Genomic DNA, 22,863 nt, shown 5'->3' on the forward strand with positions numbered 1-22,863 from the left:
AAAAATGGGGGAAACAGTGGTCTGTGAGGCTTAGGGTTTGTGATCAATCGGTCAGGATTGATTGCTTGCCTGTTGCGGTGTCTTTTTGGGTGTTGTCATCAGTTGATGGCTTCACTTTCCAGTCTCCGCCTAAGGCTTTGTTGACCAAAATGACATTTGACGCAATGTTCAGCTGCGCTGTGACAAGTGCATCTTGCATGGTGTTATCTTGTCTTTGTGCATCCAACACTTGGATGTAATCAATTAAGCCCGCTTTGTATAAACTATTGGCTTTTGCCACAGCTGTTTGGGTTTGCTGGGCTGCAGTCTCTAATTGTTGATAAAAACGTAAACTATTGCCGTAGCTCATTAATGTGGTTTCAACTTCATTAAATGCCGCATTGACTGCCTGTTCGTAACGCAAACTGGCTTGCTTAAAACGAGTTTGTTGCATATCGACCATTGCGCTGCTGCGCCCGCCATCAAACACTGTCCACTTTGCCCCTAATCCTGCAGCCCATCCAACAGAGGTTGAGCTGAATAAATCATCTGCGCTATCAGCAATCACAGCAGGGCTTGCAGTCAGATAAAACTGCGGATATTGATTGGCAATACTGGCACCGAGTTCTGCATTAATGGCGGCCATCTCTCGCTCTGCTAATGCAATATCAGTGCGTCGTTTAAGGATGTCTGATGGCATTCCTGTCGGGATTTGCCCTGTTACTGTGGGTAAGGGCGCATCTTCAAAGCGATTGATGATGTCACTTGGGTGTTGACCTAATAGCGTTGCAAGGCGATATAAATGCACTTTCTCAGCCGTTTCAAATAGGGTTTGGCTAGCTGAGACTGTAGCGAGTGCTGCACGAGCACTGGCTAAGTCGAGTTCTGAACCAAAGCCGCTATTGACTAAGGTTTGTACCATTTCTAAGGTCTGTTGTTGCTCATGAATATTACGTTGAGCAATGGCGAGACGAGCTTGCGCCCCACGATATTGCAGGTAGTTGTGTACCACATCGGCGGTAATCAGTGTATTAACGCCTTGAGACAAAATTTCTGCTTGTTGAACACGAATATTGGCGGCATCGCTTAACGCATCTAAACGACCAAATAAGTCAATTTCCCAACTGACATTTGCGCCAACCATCAGGGCTTGATGATCTTTGTCAATCACCTGGGCGCCTATAGCAGGGCCCGATAATGAGTCGTTTTCTGATAAGCGGTAATCCACAGCTCCCGCTCCTAAATTAACGGTCGGAATTTTTAGCGATGACACCATTGATTCATAAGACTGCGCTGCGGTTATTCGCTCTGCAGCAATTTGAATACTGATGTTTTGCTGCTGCACTTCTTCAACTAAACGATCGAGTTGTGGATCGCTGAAATTGTTCCACCACATATCGGTTTCAATTTGCTGGGTATTGTCTGCATGTAAGTAGACGTGATCTAGCCCGACGGTTTCAGGGGCTTGGTAGTCTGGTGTCATGCTACAACCGCCAAGTAAAAGGGCGATGACTAATGAGATATTACGCATTTTCATGAGTTAACTCCTGTTGTGCTTGGCGTTTAAAAAACAATTTATACAGTGCTGGCATAATGAATAATGACAGTACAGTTGCGACCGCAAGGCCACCAATAATGGTTGCAGCCATTTGATCGAATAATAAGTCAGACAATAGCGGTACCATACCTAAAGCTGTCGTCAGGGCGCCCATCGAAATCGCCATGGTTCTATTGAGGGTTGAGTGAATAATGGCGTCGTCTAATTCAGCGCCATTTTTACGTTCAAGCTCAATTTGATCCATTAGCACAATGCCGTTTTTAATGATCATTCCAGATAAAGCGATTGCCCCGACTAGCGCCATAAAGCCAAATGGTTTGTCGAATAAAATTAAGCTCCAACACACGCCGATAAAGGCCAGTGGCAAGGTAATTAAAATGATGGCGGGTTGCTTAAAGGCATTAAATAGCAGCACCAAGATAATGACCATGATTAAGAATGACTTAGGCGTTTGAGTCATTATGTCGTCAATGGCTTCACGTTCTTCTGAATATTCGCCGCCCCATTCCATTTTGTAACCCGGTGGTAATTCAATCGCTTCAATCTCAGCGGCGATTTCATTACGCACATTACCAATGGTGTCGCCTAATACACCGGCTTGAACGGTAATGGTTGGCACACGATCACGGCGCCAAATCATGCTTTGCTCACCGCGCATTTCAAAACCATCAACCACATGGGAAAGAGGCACACTATGCAAGCCGACAATGGATCGAACAGGGATATCGCCTAGATCGTCTAAGCTGGCATTTGATGACTGCAATACAATTGGCACTAAGGTATCGTGCTCACGTATTTGGCCTAAAGTAATCCCGTCGCTGGCGCGTTTTATCGCTAAGGCAATATCGGCACGATTAATACCAGCAAGACGGGCTTGCTCTTGATTAATAATTGGGTGAATCACTTTGCTTTCTTGACGCCAATCATCACGTACATAACGAGTATGAGGGTGCTGCTCTAAAATCACTTGCGCTTGATCTGACAGCTGTTTTAGCACGAGAGGGTCTTTACCTGAAAAACGTGCTTCGATACTAAATTTATCTGATGTGGCCAGTTTTAAATCCCGAAAACGTGGTTGTGCTTGCGGGAAGGTTTTTGATAACCATACATCGCCATCAGCCACTAATGTTTCAATGTCCTCAAAGCTATGAGTATTAATTAAGATTTGGCCATAACTGCCATCTAGTGGTTCTGGCTCTACCGTAACCGAAAAGCGTGGTGCACTGGCGCCGATAGAAGTAGAAATACTTTCTACTTCAGGGCGAGCCAATAGCCATTGCTCAATTTGTGTCATGTCTTGTGAGACATCTTGAATACGACTGCCATTAGGTAACCAGTAATCCACAAACACCATGGCTCTGTCTGAGGTCGGAATAAAGTTGACTTTCACCATTGGCGTCGCCAGTAATGTCACGATAAGCGACGGAATAATAATAGCGATAGTGTATTTAGGGTTGGCGACAGTCCATGTAATGGCGGCTTTAAATTTAGTGGCAGCGGCGCTCGGTGCTTTTTCGCCGTCATGTTCTGGCGCTTTAATAAATGCCCAGCACATCAGCGGGGTAATGGTCATCGCCACAACCCATGACAGCAATAATGAGCTGGCAAGGATTTGCACCACAGATACGGCAAATTCAGCGGCATCAGTCGTTGAGAAAATGACAGGTGTTGCCCCCATAATGGCAATGACGGTCGCAGCAAGCAGTGGTAATGCAGTTTCGCCAATACATGCTTTAGCGGCTTCAAAACGTGCTTTACCTGCTTTGAGTTTACTGACGAACATATCAGTAATCACAATGGCATTATCAACCAACATACCCAATGCAAGAATAAATGAACCCACTGATACTCGCTGTAAGTCAACTGAAGTCAGGTTCATATAAATCAGAGTGAATAGGATGGTCATTAATAAGCTTGTACCGACAATAGATGCACTGCGCCAACCCATGAATATCATTAGGATCACCACCACAATGGCGATACTTTCAAGTAAGTTGTTAATAAAACCTGTTATCGACTTATGGACTTCATCAGGCTGAAAAGCAATAGTGCTAATATCCACACCTAATGGCAGTTCAGATTGGTACTGACTGATCACGTCTTTGAGGGTGTCGCCCAGCGACACGACATTAATCCCGTTAACTGGGCTGACCGCTAATGTGATGGCTTGTTCACCATTAAAACGGCTTTCTGTTAGTGAAGGTGTTTGGTAGTCATAGTAAATATCGGCGATATCACCTAAACGAATTAACCCACTTGAAATAGGGCCAACACCCGACTTAATGGTGAGGTTTTTGATATCTTCAATGCTGGTAAAGCTGCCCGTTTGCTCAACACGTACTTGTTCAATACCCATATCGAAATTACCAGCATCGATAGGCAGGTTTTGGCTAACCAGTTGATTGTACACTTGGGCGGCCGACAATCCTGACTCAGCAATACGTTCATCACTGATATCAACATTGACGACACGATCTCTAACGCCGTGCAGTTCAATTTTTTTAATGCCATCGACTTCTTTTAGGCGGCGCTGCAACTCTTTAGAGTAATCTTTAAGTTGCTGTAAACTCGCATCGTCACTGTGAATGGCAAAGAGCATTCCGTACACTTCAGAAAACTCGTCTTGGACGATATTGATTTGGGCTTCGAGCGGCAAACTGAGTTTTACGTCATTGACTTTACGGCGCAGTAAATCCCACTCTTGTGGCAGTTTTTCTGATGATATGGTCGAATGTAGATCGACAAAAATCATCGACATACCTGGACGAGATAATGAGCGCAGCGTGTCTAATGAACTCATTTCTTGTAGCTTGGTTTCTATTTTGTCTGTTACCAAGTTTTCAACTTCCGATGCAGAAGCACCTGGATAGAGTGTCACCACAACAGCCGTTTTAACGGTAAATGATGGGTCTTCAAGTTTACCTAAGTCAAAATAAGAGTAGATACCTGCAATGATGCATAGCACGGTAAAGAAGCACACGAACACTCGCTGCTTGATGGCAAATTCAGCTAAATTCATCATGAACCTCTCACAGAAATGATATTTTCAACGACTTTGCCGTCATGAATAAAGGCGCTACCAGCCACAATGACGGTGTCATTGATCTTGATGTCACCAAGCACACAAACATGGTTGCGACCTTGTTTAATGACGTTCACATCAACACGCTCCGCTTTACTATCAACAATCTTGGTCAATTGGGTGATGTTTTGACGACTGACTAACGCACTTGCTGGTAAACAAATGCTGTTGTTGTCGAGAGTTTGATCTGCAATACGTACATTGACCACTTTGCCTGGATAGAGATGATCTTGCTTTTCGTTAAGTGCAATGGTCGCCGAGAAGGTGCGTTTAATGCTATCTGGGATACTGGCTATTTCGATCACTGTGCCGTTAAGCGCCTTGCTGCCATTACTTGCAGCACCCTTGGTTTCATTAGTGAATACACTGGCAGCTTGGCCTTGAGAAAACGCAGGTAACATCGTTTCTGGAATATCGATAATGGCTTGTAGTTTTTCAGGTTGATGCAAGGTGACAAAGGCAAGCCCTGGTGAAACTTGTTCAAAATTATCGTATGAGCGTTGACCTACAATGCCGCTAAATGGCGCGACGAGCTCAGTGTAGTTAAGGGCATCTTTAGCTTGTTTTAGATTTTGCTCGACAACAGTGACGGCAGCCTTGGCTCTTGCTACCCCCGTTTTAGCACGATCTAAGCTGACATCAGACATAGCATTGTCTGTGGTCGCCATCTGGGTGCGGTCTAACTCATTTTTAGCTTGATAGTAACTTGCGTTCGCTTCAGCTAAACGGCCTTCCAGCTCTGCAACTCTGACTTGGTAGTCATGGGGATCAAGACGGGCAATCACTTGTCCTTTTTCGACGTAATCACCTTGTGCAGCGTTTATTTCAATTAGGGTTCCAGCCACTCTAAATGCAAGACGTGCCTTTTCTTGGGCTTCTAATACACCTGAAAAGCGCAAGTCATGGTTTTGGTTATTTTCACCGATAACAATGACAGAAACTGGTTGAGTTGGTTTATTTGCAACAGTAGCGTCTTGACTGCAGCCGCTGACCATCGCAGTAATAAGTGCAAGTTGAGTCAGATTAGTGATTTTTTTCATTTTCATGGAACACCTCATAATTAATGAGGGCAGTTTATTCAGATATTCACTTATTAAGTAGCGGTATATGAGTAGTTTCACTTACTTATAAAATGAGACAATCAGAATATGCTAAGGATTAAATAAATTGATGACTTATTGAATTTAATAACGGCTGATATGGTTTATTTGCTTATAATTTCAGGTTTTTATTCTGTGGCTTGTTGTTATTCACTTGAGGGTAATATCAATTTATCAAAGCGGTAACATGGATAACATCATATTAATTGTCTCTTTTTAAGAGACTAAGAGTCTGCTTTTTGTCATCTTCTCAAGTGAATTTCAGCCAAGTACAGTGAGGGCATCTGGATTGAGAACGCAATCTAGGACTGACTTTCTTACTGTGCTTGATGAGGTGAATCTGATGAAAATGAAAACAATTTTAATGACAACACTGTGCTCTTCTATGATGCTAGCCAATGCTCAAGCTGCTGACATTGAATACTTTATTGGTGCTGGTACGGGTTATCAAACCGATACTATTAATGGTGACATAAAAAAAGATACTGACGGCTTACCAGTGCAGCTTCGAGCAGGTTTATTGATTAACGAGCAGCATCGTATTACGGGAACGTTCAGTTACATGGAAGACAAGTTCTCAATTGACGATCAAAAGTACAAACATGAACAGTATTCTTGGTTAGTGTCTTACGACTATATGATCCCTGTGGCAAACAACACGCATTTGTTTATGGGGGTTACAGCGGGCGGCAATGATAATAAAGTGGCAGGTAAAGCGTCAGCGGATTTTGCATGGGGTGGTCAAGCGGGCGTCACCTACCAATGGAACGAACATTTCTCATCTGACTTGGGTTACCGTTATTTAGAACAAGACTACAGTAAAAATGGCGTCGATATTGATAACAGCCAACAAGTGTACTTAACCTTAGATTACAAGTTCTAAGTTAACGCTGGTTAATCGCTCCAAAAGGCATAGGGTCGTCGCTTATGCCTTTTTTAATTCTGTTTTGGTATCGTTTTTAGCACCCTTGTAATAGCCCGTTTCGGTTTCAATAAGAGACGTGGCCATATCAACAATGGTGTCGGCAAATAACTTAGCTGCTGCAGTCATATGTTTACGACTTGGATAGACTAAAAATGTGTCGATGGGAGTCGATTCAATTTCAGGTAACACACTGACGAGTTTACCTGATGCAATGGCTTCAGCTGCAATACTATAAGGTAGCATTGAGATCCCCGCACCCGCCAAACAAAAGCTATATAAAGAATTCAGCTCGTTGGTGATGATATTGTATTTGACCTCAATGGTTTGATCGCCCATTTTAAGTTTGGTGTCGACCATACCATTGATTGAACGACTGCCAATAAATGAATGATCCTCTAAATCGGTGACATCATGAATGTCAGCAGCTTTATCTATGTAAAGCGGCGATGCAAATAATTTAAGGTTCAAAGTACCCAGTTTTTTAGCAATAAACCCACTGTCATCAAGCGTCCCAGTATCCAATACAAAATCTAGTCCGAGTCGCGCCAACTCTTTATAACCCCCATTCACCATAAAAATATCTAACTGAACATTAGGGTATTTAGTGACGAACTCTGCGATGTATTTATCTAACAATCTGTCTGTGAATGGAATAAGGCCAATTCTCACTCGTCCTTGGACTTCAGCTCGATCGTTTCGCAACACATGAGCTGCATTTCGAAGCTGGTTAACCAGAGGCTCTACTTGTTCAAGAAATTGCTCACCGTTGGGGGTTAACGACATTGCGCGAGTGGTACGGATAAAGAGTGGCGCACCGAGGTGTTTTTCTAAGTCGGCAATACGACGACTGACTAACGCCCGTCGGGTATCAAGTGATTCAGCTGCTTTGGAAAAACTGCCTAATTTGGCTACGGCAATAAATAACTCTAAATCATTGATGTGCATACTGTGGTCTTATATGAGTGACACGCACAATCAGTGTAATAAGTGGGTGATTTACTTGTCAATTCAGAGGCGATTTTTCGCTGGTTAGCTCACACCTGAACGGGGTTAAGCTGAAATAGTGGTTGAAGAGACAATGAGGGATTATCAGTTGTGTTTATGGTTTTTTATGGCTGATAATAGGGCACTTACTTCAGTGATAAACGAGAAAACAGCATGACAATAGAACGCATAGAAACCAGCAAACGTATGAGCCGCATTGTAAAACATAACGGTACTATCTACTTATGTGGTCAAGTTTGCCAAGATGCGACGAAGGACATTACCGAACAAACCCAAACCATGCTGGATAAAGTCGAGGCGTTATTATTGCAAGCAGGCAGTGATAAAAAACACATATTATCTGCCACCATCTACGTTAAAGATATGTCTTACTTCGCTGAAATGAACGCGGTTTGGGATGCATGGGTGATTGAAGGTTATGCACCAGCGAGAGCTTGTGTGGCCGCTAAAATGGCGCGCGAAGCATTGTTGGTTGAGATTTCAGTGGTGGCTGCTGAAATTCAGGCTTAATACAGAAATGAGTGAGTGCTTAACTATAGTTTCTTGTTAGCAGTATTTTGCCATATGACTATCAAATTGCTCTGCTAGTTTTAAATACTCATCTACCCAACCATTCTCCATTGCGATTTCTTGCAATGGAGCTGTTGGTAAAAACAAGTAATTGAGTTTACTCACATTAACTTTGCCTGAACTCTTTAGCAAATGTAATTGCTTATTGATTAGCTTCACTGTTGCATCGACTTCCATATCTGACCATATGGAGTCTTCCGACTTTTCAAGATACGCCAAAGTCTGTTCCAAAATTTGAGTTAATGGAACTTTAACATCTCGCTTAAATATCAGATTCCAGAGAAAGTTCATCTTGTGCTGTTAACGCCGCCAACACGGGCTGACAATTGATTGTGACTTTTGCATTAAAATGCCGCAGGGATGCAAAAGGCGCAAGCGGTTGGCTGTCCTTTGCTTGGTCTTGTTATGCATTTTTTATCGCATCTATCATTAAAGTAAAGCCTTGCTTGCCCTTATATTGCGCTAACTCAGTAGATTTATCTTTTACTTTTATGTAACCTGCTCGATCTTTTCTTCCTTCTGGACGCTCCGCCAACTCTAGGAATTTTGAGAATGGCATAAACCATGACTCTTGAGCTAAATAATAAGCAATATAAACATTCTTAGAATTGTATGAATCTATCTCTTTTCCAGTAAAGAAAATGTTCCTTTCTACACTTTTATATTTTACTTGAATTGGAATACTATTTGAAAAATCTTTATTGGAAGCAATAAGGTCAACTCCGATATCAACTAGCGGCGTTGAAACTATTATCCCCTCGCTAGTAAGCTTGCTCGCCAAATCTAACTCTTGGGAGGCACCAATAAATAAACTGTTACTCATTGTATTCTCCTTTAGGCATAACGCCTCGTTAAGAGGCAAATAATATGTTGGCTAAAATAAGCGACGCAGGAGCAAAAGCCAACTGTTATTTGTCCTGCTTTAACGACTTGTTATGTGCCGCTTGCAACTCTTTTTGATTATTACTCTGTACATATTGGACAGAACGAACAACATCTAACTTCCAGTTACTACCAGGGCGAGTAGCTACATTATCTTGTTGATGCCTTTGGGGTAATAAACCAACTTGTAAAAAGCTAATCGTGCCAAGAGCTGCCGATAAGTTAGCAAAAAGTACATCTAGTTCTTTTGCAGTATCCAAACTTTTTTTAGCATGCTCAACTTCAAAAGATATTTCTTCGAACCAAGCTTCATCAGAGACCTGAACAGTTGACACAATTGAAGCATGAACTGCGGAAATTAACCTTTTAGAATACTTTTTCCAAGTTGCTAAGTCTTGGCAATGTTTTAATTCACGCCAAGCTTTATTACCTAAAACTCTTTCCATAAGAGCCTTGAGAGCATAAGCATTTGACATATCGTACTCCATCACAACTCCTTAGGCACATAACGCCTCGTTAAGAGGCAAATAATATGTTGGCTAAAATAAGCGACGCAGTAGCAAAAGCCAACTGTTATTTGTCCTGCTTTAACGACTTGTTAGCAGTACTTACCAAATTTTCCACCAAGGCTTTTGAACACCCGGATGAGATACATTTAAATACTGTGGTTCACTTTTAATACCTGATTCTGATACTGCTGTAATTTTTATTCTTATATCAAAGGCTTCTTGCTCTTCCGAATTACCATCAAACCAGATGAAATAGTATTTATCTTTTTCTTCAAGGAAGTCAGCAAGGGTAATTGCTTTGTCAGTAAACAGAGTATCTTCAAATGTGCCCTCTGCTATTTCAAAAATATAACCTTGTTCAATATTTGGAATATTTTTGAGTTTTAAAATAATAGAACCTGCATCAGAACATGAACCGTGATTTCCATCATCAGTACCTCTGTGAACACCATCTAACTCAAAAACAGGTGTAACAGGTTTAATTGTACCTTTGCCCGTTATATCAAAATACTTTGAAGTTGGCATCATTGAACACGCTAATGCTTCAAAAGTAAAAAAGCTTAAAATTAACACTAAAATTCGATTCATATTCTTGTACTGCTAACAGCTTATTATATAGCTGCTCGATAATATTCCTGACAAAATTCAACTTAGTAGCAACGATACCAAGCCAACCGACTGTTTAGTATTGATAAAATGAAAATTTAACACCCGTTTTATTAATATCAAGCCCGCAAAAGTGAGCGCTTTGATGTAGAGGTCTCTACAACCTTTTATCAATAACTTTAGATTCAACAACTTATCAAAAAACTAGCAGTTTATCGAGCATAAATCACCCGATTTTTTGCTCACTATACTCGCGAGTCATCTGCGTACAATTATAACTGTGTTTCTATCTAGTACTTCAAAGTCAGATATAGTGCGCAATACATTAGAAAAGATAAGGGGATATTTCCGCTCACTGCCACATGAGTTTCTCTTGCTAGCTCGTTATGGGGCAGAAACGCGTTAGAACCACAAACGAAGTTTAAAGCCAGATGATTCTCCGTTGGAAATTTTGCTGTTTAAATGTCGCTGGTTCTGCGGAGCGTAGCTCTTAGTGAAAAGTAAAAGGGAGTCGCAGTTCACTCCCTTTTAAATGCACAATTACCTATTTATCTCCTTCTTAATTTGAGTATCCATCAACATTAATTGAGATATTTATCGCTGGTTATCCGCGCTAATACGATTAAGCCTTTTTGCGCCCTAGGATCAGATGCCATTGAACTGATATACTGCCCGCCTGATTTTTGGGAGGACCAATGGACGTATCATCTTTATTAGACGGCTTAAATGAAATGCAGCGCGAAGCAGTGGGTGCCCCGCTTTCTAGCATGCTTGTTTTAGCTGGAGCAGGCAGTGGTAAAACACGGGTATTAACCCACCGTATTGCCTGGTTGATGCAGGTTGAACAACAAAGTCCATACTCCATTTTAGCGGTAACCTTTACCAATAAAGCGGCGGCAGAAATGCGCGAGCGTGTTGAGAAGGTCGTCGGTACGAATATGGGCCGCATGTGGATTGGTACCTTCCACGGGTTAGCCCACCGTTTACTGCGGACTCATTATCAAGATGCGAATTTACCGCAAAGCTTCCAGATCATCGATTCTGATGACCAATTACGTTTACTTAAACGTATTTTAAAAAGCCTCAATTTAGATGAAAAGCAATACCCGCCACGTCAATGCCAAGGTTACATTAATGGCAAAAAAGACCAAGGATTACGCCCTAAACATATTGATGCCGGCAACTTTCCGATTGAGCAGAACTTATTAAATATTTATAAGATTTATCAAGAGTCGTGCGATCGTGCAGGCTTAGTCGATTTTGCTGAAATCCTCTTACGTGCTCACGAGTTATGGCTCAATAAACCCCATGTTTTAGCGCACTATCAAGAGCGCTTTAAACATATTTTGGTAGACGAATTTCAAGATACTAACGCCATTCAATATGCGTGGATCAGAGTGCTTGCCGGTAATTCTGCCAATGTGATGATTGTCGGTGATGACGATCAGTCCATTTATGGCTGGCGCGGGGCGCAAGTTGAAAACTTACACCGATTTTTAAATGACTTCCCTGGTTCAAATACCGTTAGGCTTGAGCAAAATTATCGCTCAACAGCTAACATTTTGAATGCTTCGAATGAATTAATTGCTAATAACCCTGAGCGTTTAGGTAAAAAACTGTGGACCGAAGATAAAGCGGGTGAGCCTATTTCTGTTTACTGCGCCTTTAACGAAATGGATGAAGCCCGTTTTATTGTCGGCAAAATGGCTGAATGGCATGCAAAAGGTGGCAATTTAGCTGATTGCGCCATTTTATATCGCTCTAATGCACAGTCTCGTGTGCTTGAAGAAGCGTTGCTGCATAAAGGCTTAGCTTACCGAATTTATGGCGGCTTACGCTTCTTCGAGCGTCAAGAAATTAAAGATGCCATGGGTTACATGCGACTTATCAACAACAAAGATGATGATGCCGCTTTTGAACGTGTGGTTAACACGCCAACCCGTGGTATTGGTAACCGTACCTTAGAGATTATTCGCTCTACAGCGCGTCAGCAAGAAATGACCATGTGGCAAGCCAGTGTTCGCTTGATAGAAGAAAAAGTATTAACAGGCCGAGCGGCGAACGCAGTTAATGGCTTTATGGATTTAGTGATTGGTATGCGCACAGACACCTTAGATATGAGTCTGTATAGCATGACCGATACCGTGATTCAGCGCTCAGGTCTGCGTGCAATGTACGAAGCCGAAAAAGGCGAAAAAGCTCAGTCTCGCGTAGAAAACTTAAATGAATTAGTCACCGCTGCCCGTAGCTTTGAAATGCCAGAAGAGTTAGAAGATATGGGCGAGCTGAATGCCTTTTTATCTCATGCGGCATTAGAGGCGGGCGAAGGCCAAGCGGATAAGTTTACCGATGCTGTGCAGCTTATGACTTTGCATTCGGCCAAAGGTCTTGAGTTCCCTGTGGTGTTTATGGCGGGTGTTGAAGAAGGGATTTTCCCAAGCAAAATGGCACTGGATGAAGGCGACCGTTTAGATGAAGAGCGCCGCTTGTGTTACGTGGGTATGACCCGTGCGATGCAAAAACTCTACATCAGTTATGCTGAATCACGTCGTATTTATGGCCGTGAAGATTATGCCAGTCCTTCTCGCTTTATTGGTGAAATACCGTCTGAATATGTTGAAGAAATCCGTATGAAGGCATCAGTTTCGGCGCCAGCAATGAGCAGTCGTTTCAATGTACCTCGCCAATCAATTGCCAATGACAGTGGCTTTAAAGTGGGTCAAAAGGTGAAACACTTTAAATTTGGTCAAGGCATTGTCACTGACTTTGAAGGCACAGCGGATAAAGCGAGAGTGCAAGTTAACTTTACTGACTTTGGCAGTAAGTGGTTATTGGTCTCACTAGCAAAGCTAGAGTCTTGCTAGGCGGTATATGTCGTTCCAAAACCGCTTTTTCAGTTGATGAAGGGCTGTTTAGTTTTTCTGAACCCAATGATCTGATATGGGATAGATAGGATAATTGGTATTGGAACGAGATTTTGAACAAATGGTGACCATTGTCGTTATATCCACGATAAACAAGTGTTTTAACACGCCCTTAGCATGTTAAATTATTCATTTGGCAAACACACATAAATAACGCCAGTTCATCATGGCGAATAAGAAGTGATAAAACTTCAAAAAGTGGGAGTGAGTTAGCCATGGCAGTATCCTCATGGACGCTTAAAGAAAAGATTTCAGTTTATAAACGGTTAACACGTTTAGACAGGCCAATTGGGACATTATTACTCATGTGGCCATGTTTGATGGCGCTGGTGTTAGCTGCTGGTGGCATGCCTGATGTAAAGGTACTGGTTATCTTTGTATTTGGTGTATTTATCATGCGTGCCTGTGGGTGTGTCATTAATGACTTTGCCGACAGAAAATTAGACGCCCATGTCGAGCGAACGAAAAACAGGCCACTCGCTTCAGGTGAAGTCAGTAGCAAAGAAGCGTTGATGTTATTTATCGTCATGGCGCTGATTGCGTTTAGCTTGGTGTTATTTTTAAATCCACTCGTGGTTAAGCTTTCGGTGGTGGGGATTATTCTCACCATTATGTACCCGTTTATGAAACGGGTGACGAATATGCCGCAAATGTTTTTGGGGATAGTGTGGAGCTGGTCAATCCCGATGGCCTATGCCGCCCAGCTTGGTTATGTGCCTGTTGAGGCATGGTGGTTATTTGCGGCTAATTGGTGCTGGACTGTGGCTTACGACACTATGTATGCCATGGTTGATAGGGATGATGATTTAAAAGTTGGCATTAAGTCTACTGCCATTTTATTTGGCAGTTACGATCGCCAATGGATAGCGTTGTTTCAACTTGCCGCACTGACGTGTTTTATATGTGCCGGTTGGTCAGCTGAACGAGGACTGTTTTACGGCATTGGTATTAGCAGCTTTATTGTATTCAGTGCTTATCAGCAATGGCTGATTTATAGTCGCGAACGGGCGCTGTGTTTTAAGGCATTTTTAAATAACAATTGGGCTGGTTTTGCGTTATTCATTGCACTTGTCGCTGATTATATTTTACCATACTAATATTGCTGCAAAATTAAGCTAAAACAACTGATTAACGCTATTATTTTTAGCCTTTTGTTTTAGCTTTGCTGTAACACAAGATTATTAATGACACATCACTAAAAACAACATCAACAAGGATAGCTGATGCATATTGTTTATTTGCTGGTCGTAGCGGTAATGGGATTATTAACCCTATCTGCGCCAGTCAGGGCTGAGCAGGCCTTTTCCATTCCTAATACCTCATCCATTATTTTAGAAGATTCCGATAGAAGCTATAAAATATGGATTAAATTACCTAACAGTTATCAAGAACAAGATCCGATTCAGTATTACCCTGTAGTCTATATGACTGATGCCATGTATAGCTTTCAGGTGGTATCTGGGGTAACACGATTACCAATGAACATGCGGGAAATGGATAAAGCCATATTAGTCGGCATTGATTGGCAAGAAGGCATGAGTCCAGCAGCGAGTCGGATAAGGGACTACACACCAAGTTCAGATAAAAGCTGGAAGCGTAAAACCGGTGAAGCCCAGAGACACCTTAGTTTTATTGCAAACAAGCTCATGCCTCATATTAATAAACACTATCGCACTAACCCTAGTCAAAATACCTTAATTGGTCATTCCTTAGGTGGCTTATTTGGCGCCTATGCTTTGCTAAAGCAGCCACAGTTATTTAACCATTATCTATTGAGTAGTCCGTCATTATGGTTTGATGACAAGCAGCTGATGAAGCAATTTCGTTCCGCTGACTTTATGCTAAAAGACGTTAATGCCAAGGTTTATATCGCAATTGGTGAATATGAAACGGCAGCGCTAACTGAGTATGGTCATGACATGGTGGCAGATGCGAAAGCGTTTCAGGCGATTTTGTCCCAAAAGAACAGATTATCAGCTGCGCAAACGCTCAATGTTCGATTACAGGTGATTGAAGCGGCAACCCATAATATGGCGTTTCCAACAGCGGCAATTCAAGGGCTAAGCTGGTTTTTAGCTGCCGAATAATCATAGGGTTTCAGTATTGCCAAGTTGCGATAAGTAGTCAGCAACTTTACCTGTTACGGAAAACAACATGAATCAGATAAGGATATTGCTATGAGGCCCGTCGTAAAATATCGACTGATTTTTCTAGCGTTGGCAATCGTACTGTTTACTCTGGGGGTGCAGTTAACGCCAGAGACACTGGCAAATCGTAGTAACGAGCTAACATTAACTCTGATTGCTATTGGTTACTTTATCATTATTCCGTTGACATATTGGTACTGCATTATTAAAAAAGGCGGCCAAAAATGGTGGAAGCTGATTGTGATTATCAGCTTAAGCAGTCTGGTTGCTAGGCTCAGTTTCCCTGCTGATATCGCTGAATATTTTGAATTTATTGCTTGGCTGCGTTACCCCGTCATTGCAGTATTATTGATTATTGAAGGCTATTTGGTATTTACCATTATCCGTGGCTTATTAAAGGTTAGAAAGGTAAAAGGCGACCCGAGAGTCAGTGCGGTAGAAATGTATGCAGATAAGGATGAGAAGGCGCTGTCTATTGCCTTTATCGTGGCGGGTGAACCCACAAACTGGTATTACGCTATTCCATGGTTTTCTCGTCATCATCCTACAGCCCTCAGCCACATTAAGTTAATGAGTGCCAAGCCTTGGCATTTGTTATTCATGCTTACTGGTTGTTTAACTAGTTGTATTGCCAGCTATATGATGTTGGTTCACTGGAGTGAATTAGCCGCGATTATCGTGTCTTCAATCATCAGTTTATCCTTGGTGATGTTGGTGGCGAATTATCGTATCGCGCGGCATTACTCAATGTATTTAATCCGCGATAGACTAGTGATTAATAATGCCATTTGGGGCTTTATGGCGATTGATGTTAATGAGATTGAAGCGGTAGAGGTGAATCAAATAGCCAAGAAGGTTGTTGATGATGAGCTGGCCATTGGGCGAGGCGAGCTGACTAATCTCACCATACGTTTTAACACGCCACAATGGTATTTTGGCGGGTTAGGGCAATTAGTTGAAAAGCTCACCGTATTGCACATTCAAGTTGCTGAGCCAGAAAAGGTGTTCGAGACATTGGTGAATGTTGAACATAATCAAGCGGCGTAATCTTTCGAATTGTTACCAAGCGCATAGGTGAAGATTGTGCATAAAAAAATGCGCCAACGTAGGCGCATTATTGTTATTCATTTGAGCTGATTAGTCGGCATTGATAATGCACTTAATCTGGCCTACTTGGATTAGTTACTCACTAATTTGGCTAAGTCAGCAGGTCGATAATAAACCGATTTTAATACCTTACCTTGGCGAACGACTTTACCCGCCATTTCTACATCTTTTGCACATTTAGCAATGATAAACTCGCCTTTGGTGCTGCCAACAATTTCAACGCCTTGCTTGGCATAATGGGCGACTGTTTCAGCTAATTCTTGCTCATTACGGCATACTTTACTCATGTTGCTTGAGTGGACTTCATCCCAACATTCAATAAAGTTAATTTCGCGATTGTTAGCCACACATAACAGTAAATCAACTAAGTAACTAATTTCTATGCGGTCAGTGATTTTGCTAGCGCCTAAATGCACTAAACGCCCCATAAGCACATAAACAGAGTCAACGATGGCGTCAGCTTGCTCAACACGGCAGTCAGCTTCAGCAAGCTCTGTTAACTCTTCAATGATGAGTGAGGTATGTAGGGTATCCGCTTTATCATCTAGGCTGGTCGCATCTTCGATGGGTAAATCAAAGGTGCTGCGAAATTCTCTGATATCACGGTATAAATGGTCAAAAATGGATTGGTCTAAAACAGATAACTTCATGAGTCAGTAAGCCTAGTTAATAAAATAGGCGATTATGGTAATGAATTGCACTTCGTTCTACAAGAAAAACGGCGACACAGGGTCACCGTTAAGATAATAAAAATAACCGCCCATAAAACAGGGATCGGGCGGAGGTTAATAGAACCTTTTGTGATGATGAAACTAAAACTGATTTGTTATCTATTGGCATATTTGGCAATTAAGCCATCTAAGTAAGGTTGAATACCTTCGTCAGTCCAATCGATATAGCCTCGAACAAACCCAACAAGATTCCCTTTGCCGTCAAGAAAGAAACTTGCAGGGAGTAAATCTGCAGGCATGATGTAATCAATGTCTTTGTCGGGATCGATCCAAGTGGCATATTCTCCAAAACCGTGTTTTTCAAAAAACGGTTGGATATTGGCTGGATCTTCGTCAATCGAAATAGGGACTAAAGCAAAGTCATTATCTTTATTGCGCGCTTTAATCGCCTGCATGGCTGGGATTTCCTTGATACAAGGCGCACACCATGTTGCCCATAGGTTTACCATGACCAATTTACCTTGATGCTGCTTCAAATTGACCGTTTTTAATTGTTGGTCTTTGAAATCAATATCTTTAATTTTTCTGGCATTGTGCAGTTCGACAAATCGGGACATCACCATAGGTTTAGCGATAGGTTCACCGGTTTCATAGACTTTGGCTTCATTAGGACTAGCGACAGCATTAAGGTGCAGACTGCCAGTCAGTAATAGCATGGTAAATGGAAGTAATTTATTCATAATAATTCTCATAAGATTGTGGCGCTGAGTCGGCTTGTTGTTTTTTGATCCAAGCAATGCCACCAAAAGCAGCAAGTAAGATTAATCCAAGTGGAATGACCCATAATGCCAACGTGCCTGAGTGGAAACTTGGGGTGTAGCGGATCCGTTCGCCAAAGCGAGCGACCATAAAATCAATGATTTGTTGTTTAGATTGGCCTTCATCGAGTTTTTGAAAAATATGGCCTTTAAGTTCATTAGCAATTTGAGTTTGTGAATCAAACAAACTGCGATTGTCGGAAATTGGACAACGTAATTCTTGCGCAATTTCAAACCCCAATGCACGTTTTTCACTGGCGCTATACTCGTTTGGCATCGTGATATCTTCAGCACTTGCTGGTTTTACACTGATGGCAATCAATACGCTGACAATCAGACTAATCAAGATGTGAGATAAATGACTCAATGAGCCTAATCGGGACGAATTAACTGTTGGAAATATCATGATGTCGGCTCCTGTAATGCCTGTGATTGAGACAAGGTTTGAAGCTGTTTTAGAGGTCGAGCTGTTTGTGATTGATGGCGGTATAAGGGACTTTTACAACCAAAGACCACCACTAGCCCTGCAATCATCATCATTAATGCACCAAGCCATAAGCCATTTATCAGTGGTTTATAGCTGATACGGATCAGGTATTCGGTGTCATTTAGCGGTGTACCCATTGAGACATATAAGTCTTTTAACGGGCTCGAATGCACACCTGCTGCTGACATTTGCATACCGTTGGTTTTAAAGGTGCGACGTTGCGGATAAACATACGCAATAGGATTTTCATTGCTATCCATTACGAGGATATTGGCTTGCAGTGCATCATAGCTTTGCGTTGTCACATGCTGAGTTTGCTCAAAGACAAATGTATAACCGGCGAGTTCTCTACCTTGGTTAGGCCCCATACTGAGCACTTCTTCTTGCTCAAGATTTGAAACGACGGTACCTGCAAGTATGGCCATCGCAACGCCAAGGTGTGCAAGGCACATGGCATAAAATCGGCGGCTATGATGTTTATCTGCACCTTGTTGGTGCTGAATAATGGCAACCATGATTGTCAGCACTAACCAAGTAACAGAGGCTAATCCGAGGAAAAACCATACATTGGCCTGCTCGAGTGCGACATTGAATATCGCTGCAGTGGTTGTTGAGATGAGCAATAATATTGCAGGTACAGTGAGGTTTGAGCGTTTATCGACTTGCCAACGTAGCAGCGGAGCAAGCCCCATTAATAGGCTTAGTATCACCACAATTGGCACAAAAATACTGTTGAAGTAAGGAGCACCTACTGAAATCGTTACGCCAGTGAGCACGCGATAAATTATAGGGTAGTAGCTCCCTAATAAGACAGATAATGCGGCGACAACAAATAATAGGTTACCTATTAGCAGAAGGCTATTACGGGATATCAGAGCAAATTTATCTCGGGTCTGAATGTATTGCGCTCGGGTGGCAAATAAACCTAAAGCACTACCAGCAAATACAATTAGCAGGAATAAAATCGACATTCCTCTAGTCGGATCGGCGGCAAAGGCATGGACTGATTGCACTACGCCAGAACGGACAATAAAGGTACCTAATAAACTGAGCGAAAATGCTAAAATAGCTAAGAATAAGGTCAACTTTTTACATTGTCCGAGTCGTTCACTCATGGTCACTGAGTGAACCAGAGCCGTAGCCACAAGCCATGGAATAAATGAGGCATTTTCAACCGGATCCCAAAACCACCAACCACCCCAACCAAGCTCGTTATAAGCCCACCATGAGCCAAATGCATTCCCGCCAGTTAAAAATACCCAGGCCATTAATGCCCAAGGTCTTAGATAACGTGCATGTTGCTGAGTAAATTCCTTGCCAATTAGCGCGGCGACAGATGCTGCAAAGCATACTGTTAAACCGACATAGCCAAGAAATAATAACGGAGGATGAATAATCAGCCCGATATTTTGCAAGATAGGGTTTAAATCTCGCCCTTCAATAGGAAAATTCGGCAGTAATCTAACAAAAGGATTAGAAGTGAAAATGATAAATAAGCTAAAACCAAAAATCACTAATGCTAGTACCGATACGGTACGAATAAAAAACGCATGATGATTATTAGCATGAGTATTGGCAATAATCGCAGTCCACAGGGCGATGGCCGATACCCAAAACAACATTGATCCTTCATGACTCCCCCAAATCGCAGCGATTTTATAAAATGTGGCAAGTTGCGTATTGGAATGATCGGCGACATAAGCAACAGAGAAATCATTAGTAATAAAGCTGATGCCTAAACAAATAATGGCACCAATAAATGCACTAATCATCATATTACTGAGTAGACGATAATAGCTAATTAAATAATCATTATTATTCGATAAACCAAGCATAGGTATAATAGCTAATAATAATGATAGCACAGTCGCTATTATTAATAGTAAATGTCCAATTTCAGGAATCATATTATTACCTATTATATATGTGTTTTTTAATAACTTCTAAATAAATGAAATGGAATTTAAATATTCAATGATATTAAAAGTTAATCCGTATTAATGTTATTTGTTAGTCTAAATTTATAATTATTATGTTGTGCCTAAATAACCTTGAGTAGAGGTTAACTATCTTAGTATTAACTTTCTGTGAGATGGATCTTACTATTTTCCCAGTGAATAGTTTTTATTTTATAAAAGTAATATTTATTATTTTTCACAGATAAAAAAATCGCCTTTTTATATAAAAAATAAAATAAAATAAACTATAGATGTCTGATTTTAATGTTTATTTTTGCTTTTATCTTTTATTATCTGTAAGGCGTTTTTTGGTGTGATCTAGCTCAATTTTTGATGGCTTATTAGCTTTAAAATAACTCTTGCTCAAATTAATTATATCGTTCGCTGAACTGCCAGGTTCGACGACAAAATATAAAATAATGATGATTAGGAGTGGGACAATGAAACAGGCTAAATACAAGATGACAGCACTAAGCGTGCTAGTTTGTCTTGGCATTGTTGGCAATGCAACTGCAGCTGGTAAATATGATAGTGTGCCAGCCATGGGTAAAACAGCTCAAAAAGTACTTGCAGCCCCAAATGGTGATGAAGAAGCAAAAGGCGTTAAAACGCTGCAAGATTATATTGTTCAAGAAAAAGAACTTTTTGATTACTTATTTCAAAACCATCCATTATTTAAATACCATGAAGAAGGTAACTTAGTGGGTGATTACCACATTAGTGACCGTGGTGAAGAATATTTAGATACTGGTAATAGCCCGAAGTACAGCAAACGTGTTGGTCGTCCAAGTGCGGTGCAATATCGCCTGGGGGCAAAATCTATTTTAGATTATCCGAACAAGTTTGTTGGACCTGAAAAATGTGGTGAGTGTCATGCTGTGCAATATGAAGCATGGAGTCGTTCTCGTCACTCTAAAACAATTCGTTTCCCTGGAGAGCATCCAGAAGTCGATAACGATTTGAACAAAACCATGTACAACACTAAAGATACTTCTATCTTACCTGACGGTATTACCCCTGATGCTATTTATGCAACCGTTGGTACGCCTCGTACAAAATACGGTTTCATTGATGCGTGGATGGTGCGTGGTACTTACCATATCCGTGATGGTTTACTAAAAGATGGCACCGGTAAAATGGTTGCTGGTGGTAACCAATTCTCACGTGGTTGGGCGGAGTGGCTTACCCCTGAAATGGCGGCAAAAATTAATGCTGCCATTCCAGAGTTCCCTGCAACAAACGAAGGTAAAGCATTTGGATTAAGTGGTTCTCACCAAGTGGGCATGAGCTCGTACGGTGCGAAATACGAAAAAGAAATGTTGTTCCAACCAGCGAGTTCTTACTGTGAAGTTTGTCATAGCTTCAAGTTCGACTTCCAAAGCAAAGATGAGTACTTAGCGGCATTAGGCGACCCTGAAAAACTTCGTGAGCATACGATTTCTAAAGGTATTGCTTGTGAAGAGTGTCACGGCGCTGGTGGTCACTTAGACGGCGGTAATGGCGGTGGTATGCCATCTAACTGTGAACGTTGTCACCAACGTTTCAACTATGTTGATGAGTTAGCTGATACTGAACAAGGTCAAGAGAAACTTGAGTATGCCTTCGGTGTGAAAATGAAGTCTGCATGTCCATCATGTGGTACTGAAGGATCGCAAATGTTTGCTTCTATGCATTATGAAAAAGGCATGCGTTGTGCCACGTGTCATGATCCGCATGAAGTGACAAGCAACGATTGGAAGTCTGGTTATACCAAACCGAAAATGAAGAAAGAGTGTTCAGACTGTCACGCTGCGCAAGCAGAAATTGCTGACAATACGAAAACTCATAGCGAGCAAAGTTGTACAAGTTGTCACATGCCTAACATGGGCAGCTGTGAAAACTTCACCGCAATGCAGTTCCCTGATCAAGCTGGTTTCGATGCCGTACGTAAGTCTCACATGTGGAAAATCGAAATTGACCCAACTCAGAAAACGCTAAATCCACCAGAAGGCAAGTCTCGTGAAGCGACGACTAAAGGTTGGACTGTTGCGAAGAACGCAGATGGTAATAACTACTTAGACTTAATGTGGTCTTGTGCTCGTACTGCGACCTCTGATGATAACGTTGTAAATGGCAAAGGTTGTCATAGTCAGTTCCAATCTGAACTTGACCCAAGCCTACACTACGAAGATCAACAAGAGATCTACGGCGAAGTCATGAAGTTCCAAACACCAATTAAAGAAACCTACGCTCAAGTTGTTGGTGCACTTGAAGCTATCGACCAATTACTAGAAGTGACTAAGTTATCTGTTGAAGATAAATCACAAGTACTTCTGTTGGCTGATAAAGCTCAAGATGCAGTGACCTTACTTGAAAAAGACGGTTCTTGGGGTGTTCATGGTGCGCGTTATACCCAAAAACGTATCGACGCAGCATTAACTTACGTGACCCAAGCTCAAGCCATTATTAATGGTAAAAAAATGTAGAACCCAGATGGCAATGAGCAATCGCTCGTTGCCATTTTTAATAGCTCGGCATCAGCCGATGCCGAGATAT

19 protein-coding genes are annotated in these 22,863 nt (G+C 41.7%); 7 read left to right on the forward strand and 12 right to left on the reverse strand.

Annotation, left to right across the window (positions count from 1 at the left end):
- Positions 1 to 43: 43 nt before the first annotated feature.
- From J8L86_RS05945 to J8L86_RS05955, 3 genes are read right to left on the reverse strand one after another with little or no spacing between them, the layout of a single operon-like run.
- Positions 44 to 1,516: an efflux transporter outer membrane subunit gene (locus J8L86_RS05945; RefSeq protein ID WP_247663246.1), complete on the reverse strand. Its 1,473-nt coding sequence runs from the start codon at positions 1,514 to 1,516 to the stop codon at positions 44 to 46.
- Complete coding sequence (locus J8L86_RS05950; RefSeq protein ID WP_247663247.1) at positions 1,503 to 4,559, reverse strand: efflux RND transporter permease subunit; 3,057 nt, start codon at positions 4,557 to 4,559, stop codon at positions 1,503 to 1,505. Before J8L86_RS05950 ends, J8L86_RS05945 begins: the two co-directional genes overlap by 14 nt.
- Complete coding sequence (locus J8L86_RS05955; RefSeq protein ID WP_211029319.1) at positions 4,556 to 5,665, reverse strand: efflux RND transporter periplasmic adaptor subunit; 1,110 nt, start codon at positions 5,663 to 5,665, stop codon at positions 4,556 to 4,558. Before J8L86_RS05955 ends, J8L86_RS05950 begins: the two co-directional genes overlap by 4 nt.
- Positions 5,666 to 6,062: 397 nt before the next feature.
- Here J8L86_RS05955 and J8L86_RS05960 point away from each other — a divergent pair, with 397 nt between their 5' ends.
- Complete coding sequence (locus J8L86_RS05960) at positions 6,063 to 6,602, forward strand: outer membrane beta-barrel protein (RefSeq protein ID WP_065109359.1); 540 nt, start codon at positions 6,063 to 6,065, stop codon at positions 6,600 to 6,602.
- A gap of 42 nt (positions 6,603 to 6,644) precedes the next feature.
- On the opposite strand, the gene J8L86_RS05965 is transcribed toward J8L86_RS05960, so the two are convergent.
- Positions 6,645 to 7,589 (reverse strand): LysR family transcriptional regulator, encoded by a 945-nt coding sequence (locus tag J8L86_RS05965; RefSeq protein ID WP_211029321.1) that lies wholly within the window; start codon positions 7,587 to 7,589, stop codon positions 6,645 to 6,647.
- Between the two features lie 213 nt (positions 7,590 to 7,802).
- On the opposite strand from J8L86_RS05965, the gene J8L86_RS05970 reads away from it, so the two are divergent.
- On the forward strand, positions 7,803 to 8,159 hold the full coding sequence (locus J8L86_RS05970) for a RidA family protein (protein ID WP_080916895.1): 357 nt from the start codon (positions 7,803 to 7,805) through the stop codon (positions 8,157 to 8,159).
- Between the two features lie 36 nt (positions 8,160 to 8,195).
- On the opposite strand, the gene J8L86_RS05975 is transcribed toward J8L86_RS05970, so the two are convergent.
- The 4 genes from J8L86_RS05975 to J8L86_RS05990 all read right to left on the reverse strand — a co-directional run bounded on the left by J8L86_RS05975 (position 8,196) and on the right by J8L86_RS05990 (position 10,198).
- Complete coding sequence (locus tag J8L86_RS05975) at positions 8,196 to 8,438, reverse strand: hypothetical protein (RefSeq protein WP_211029323.1); 243 nt, start codon at positions 8,436 to 8,438, stop codon at positions 8,196 to 8,198.
- 184 nt (positions 8,439 to 8,622) lie between these two features.
- Positions 8,623 to 9,042, reverse strand: a complete 420-nt coding sequence (locus tag J8L86_RS05980) for a hypothetical protein (RefSeq protein WP_211029325.1) — start codon at positions 9,040 to 9,042, stop codon at positions 8,623 to 8,625.
- An 85-nt stretch (positions 9,043 to 9,127) separates the two neighbouring features.
- Positions 9,128 to 9,589, reverse strand: coding sequence for a hypothetical protein (locus tag J8L86_RS05985; RefSeq protein ID WP_211029326.1), 462 nt, complete (start codon positions 9,587 to 9,589; stop codon positions 9,128 to 9,130).
- A 120-nt stretch (positions 9,590 to 9,709) separates the two neighbouring features.
- A complete protein-coding gene (locus J8L86_RS05990; protein ID WP_211029329.1) occupies positions 9,710 to 10,198 on the reverse strand; it encodes a hypothetical protein in 489 nt (162 codons plus the stop codon).
- A 713-nt stretch (positions 10,199 to 10,911) separates the two neighbouring features.
- Here J8L86_RS05990 and uvrD point away from each other — a divergent pair.
- From uvrD to J8L86_RS06010, 4 genes are all read left to right on the forward strand, one after another.
- Positions 10,912 to 13,080, forward strand: a complete 2,169-nt coding sequence (gene uvrD / locus J8L86_RS05995) for a DNA helicase II (protein ID WP_211029331.1) — start codon at positions 10,912 to 10,914, stop codon at positions 13,078 to 13,080.
- Positions 13,081 to 13,355: 275 nt separating this feature from the next.
- The gene (gene ubiA, locus J8L86_RS06000; protein WP_211029332.1) at positions 13,356 to 14,237 is read left to right on the forward strand and encodes a 4-hydroxybenzoate octaprenyltransferase; all 882 of its coding nucleotides are present in this window, start codon (positions 13,356 to 13,358) and stop codon (positions 14,235 to 14,237) included.
- A 126-nt stretch (positions 14,238 to 14,363) separates the two neighbouring features.
- Positions 14,364 to 15,227, forward strand: coding sequence for an alpha/beta hydrolase-fold protein (locus tag J8L86_RS06005; RefSeq protein WP_211029334.1), 864 nt, complete (start codon positions 14,364 to 14,366; stop codon positions 15,225 to 15,227).
- A gap of 90 nt (positions 15,228 to 15,317) precedes the next feature.
- A complete protein-coding gene (locus J8L86_RS06010; protein ID WP_211029336.1) occupies positions 15,318 to 16,334 on the forward strand; it encodes a hypothetical protein in 1,017 nt (338 codons plus the stop codon).
- Positions 16,335 to 16,465: 131 nt separating this feature from the next.
- Here the strand turns inward: J8L86_RS06010 and J8L86_RS06015 are convergent, their stop codons facing one another.
- The 4 genes from J8L86_RS06015 to J8L86_RS06030 all read right to left on the reverse strand — a co-directional run bounded on the left by J8L86_RS06015 (position 16,466) and on the right by J8L86_RS06030 (position 20,277).
- Positions 16,466 to 17,044 (reverse strand): nucleoside triphosphate pyrophosphohydrolase family protein, encoded by a 579-nt coding sequence (locus J8L86_RS06015; RefSeq protein WP_065109368.1) that lies wholly within the window; start codon positions 17,042 to 17,044, stop codon positions 16,466 to 16,468.
- A gap of 176 nt (positions 17,045 to 17,220) precedes the next feature.
- Entirely contained in the window at positions 17,221 to 17,805 is a 585-nt protein-coding gene (locus J8L86_RS06020; RefSeq protein WP_055023502.1) for a TlpA disulfide reductase family protein, read from the reverse strand.
- Entirely contained in the window at positions 17,798 to 18,289 is a 492-nt protein-coding gene (locus J8L86_RS06025; RefSeq protein WP_211029338.1) for a cytochrome c-type biogenesis protein, read from the reverse strand. Before J8L86_RS06025 ends, J8L86_RS06020 begins: the two co-directional genes overlap by 8 nt.
- Positions 18,286 to 20,277 (reverse strand): heme lyase CcmF/NrfE family subunit, encoded by a 1,992-nt coding sequence (locus J8L86_RS06030; protein ID WP_211029339.1) that lies wholly within the window; start codon positions 20,275 to 20,277, stop codon positions 18,286 to 18,288. Before J8L86_RS06030 ends, J8L86_RS06025 begins: the two co-directional genes overlap by 4 nt.
- Before the next feature lie 491 nt (positions 20,278 to 20,768).
- Here J8L86_RS06030 and J8L86_RS06035 point away from each other — a divergent pair, with 491 nt between their 5' ends.
- Entirely contained in the window at positions 20,769 to 22,793 is a 2,025-nt protein-coding gene (locus J8L86_RS06035; protein ID WP_065109372.1) for a cytochrome C, read from the forward strand.
- The last annotated feature ends 70 nt before the right edge of the window (positions 22,794 to 22,863 follow it).

Origin of the sequence: Shewanella sp. MMG014, from assembly GCF_018100775.1 — a bacterium.
Classification (GTDB): domain Bacteria; phylum Pseudomonadota; class Gammaproteobacteria; order Enterobacterales; family Shewanellaceae; genus Shewanella; species Shewanella japonica.

Coding starts and splice junctions, on each gene's coding strand:
- J8L86_RS05980 (WP_211029325.1), bottom strand. CDS start 9,042: ATGAGTAACAGTTTATTTATTGGTGCCTCCCAAGAGTTAGATTTGGCG.
- J8L86_RS06025 (WP_211029338.1), bottom strand. CDS start 18,289: ATGATATTTCCAACAGTTAATTCGTCCCGATTAGGCTCATTGAGTCAT.
- J8L86_RS05955 (WP_211029319.1), bottom strand. CDS start 5,665: ATGAAAATGAAAAAAATCACTAATCTGACTCAACTTGCACTTATTACT.
- J8L86_RS05950 (WP_247663247.1), bottom strand. CDS start 4,559: ATGATGAATTTAGCTGAATTTGCCATCAAGCAGCGAGTGTTCGTGTGC.
- ubiA (WP_211029332.1), top strand. CDS start 13,356: ATGGCAGTATCCTCATGGACGCTTAAAGAAAAGATTTCAGTTTATAAA.
- uvrD (WP_211029331.1), top strand. CDS start 10,912: ATGGACGTATCATCTTTATTAGACGGCTTAAATGAAATGCAGCGCGAA.
- J8L86_RS05985 (WP_211029326.1), bottom strand. CDS start 9,589: ATGGAGTACGATATGTCAAATGCTTATGCTCTCAAGGCTCTTATGGAA.
- J8L86_RS06005 (WP_211029334.1), top strand. CDS start 14,364: ATGCATATTGTTTATTTGCTGGTCGTAGCGGTAATGGGATTATTAACC.
- J8L86_RS05965 (WP_211029321.1), bottom strand. CDS start 7,589: ATGCACATCAATGATTTAGAGTTATTTATTGCCGTAGCCAAATTAGGC.
- J8L86_RS06035 (WP_065109372.1), top strand. CDS start 20,769: ATGAAACAGGCTAAATACAAGATGACAGCACTAAGCGTGCTAGTTTGT.
- J8L86_RS06020 (WP_055023502.1), bottom strand. CDS start 17,805: ATGAATAAATTACTTCCATTTACCATGCTATTACTGACTGGCAGTCTG.
- J8L86_RS05960 (WP_065109359.1), top strand. CDS start 6,063: ATGAAAATGAAAACAATTTTAATGACAACACTGTGCTCTTCTATGATG.
- J8L86_RS06015 (WP_065109368.1), bottom strand. CDS start 17,044: ATGAAGTTATCTGTTTTAGACCAATCCATTTTTGACCATTTATACCGT.
- J8L86_RS06010 (WP_211029336.1), top strand. CDS start 15,318: ATGAGGCCCGTCGTAAAATATCGACTGATTTTTCTAGCGTTGGCAATC.
- J8L86_RS05970 (WP_080916895.1), top strand. CDS start 7,803: ATGACAATAGAACGCATAGAAACCAGCAAACGTATGAGCCGCATTGTA.
- J8L86_RS05945 (WP_247663246.1), bottom strand. CDS start 1,516: ATGAAAATGCGTAATATCTCATTAGTCATCGCCCTTTTACTTGGCGGT.
- J8L86_RS05990 (WP_211029329.1), bottom strand. CDS start 10,198: ATGAATCGAATTTTAGTGTTAATTTTAAGCTTTTTTACTTTTGAAGCA.
- J8L86_RS06030 (WP_211029339.1), bottom strand. CDS start 20,277: ATGATTCCTGAAATTGGACATTTACTATTAATAATAGCGACTGTGCTA.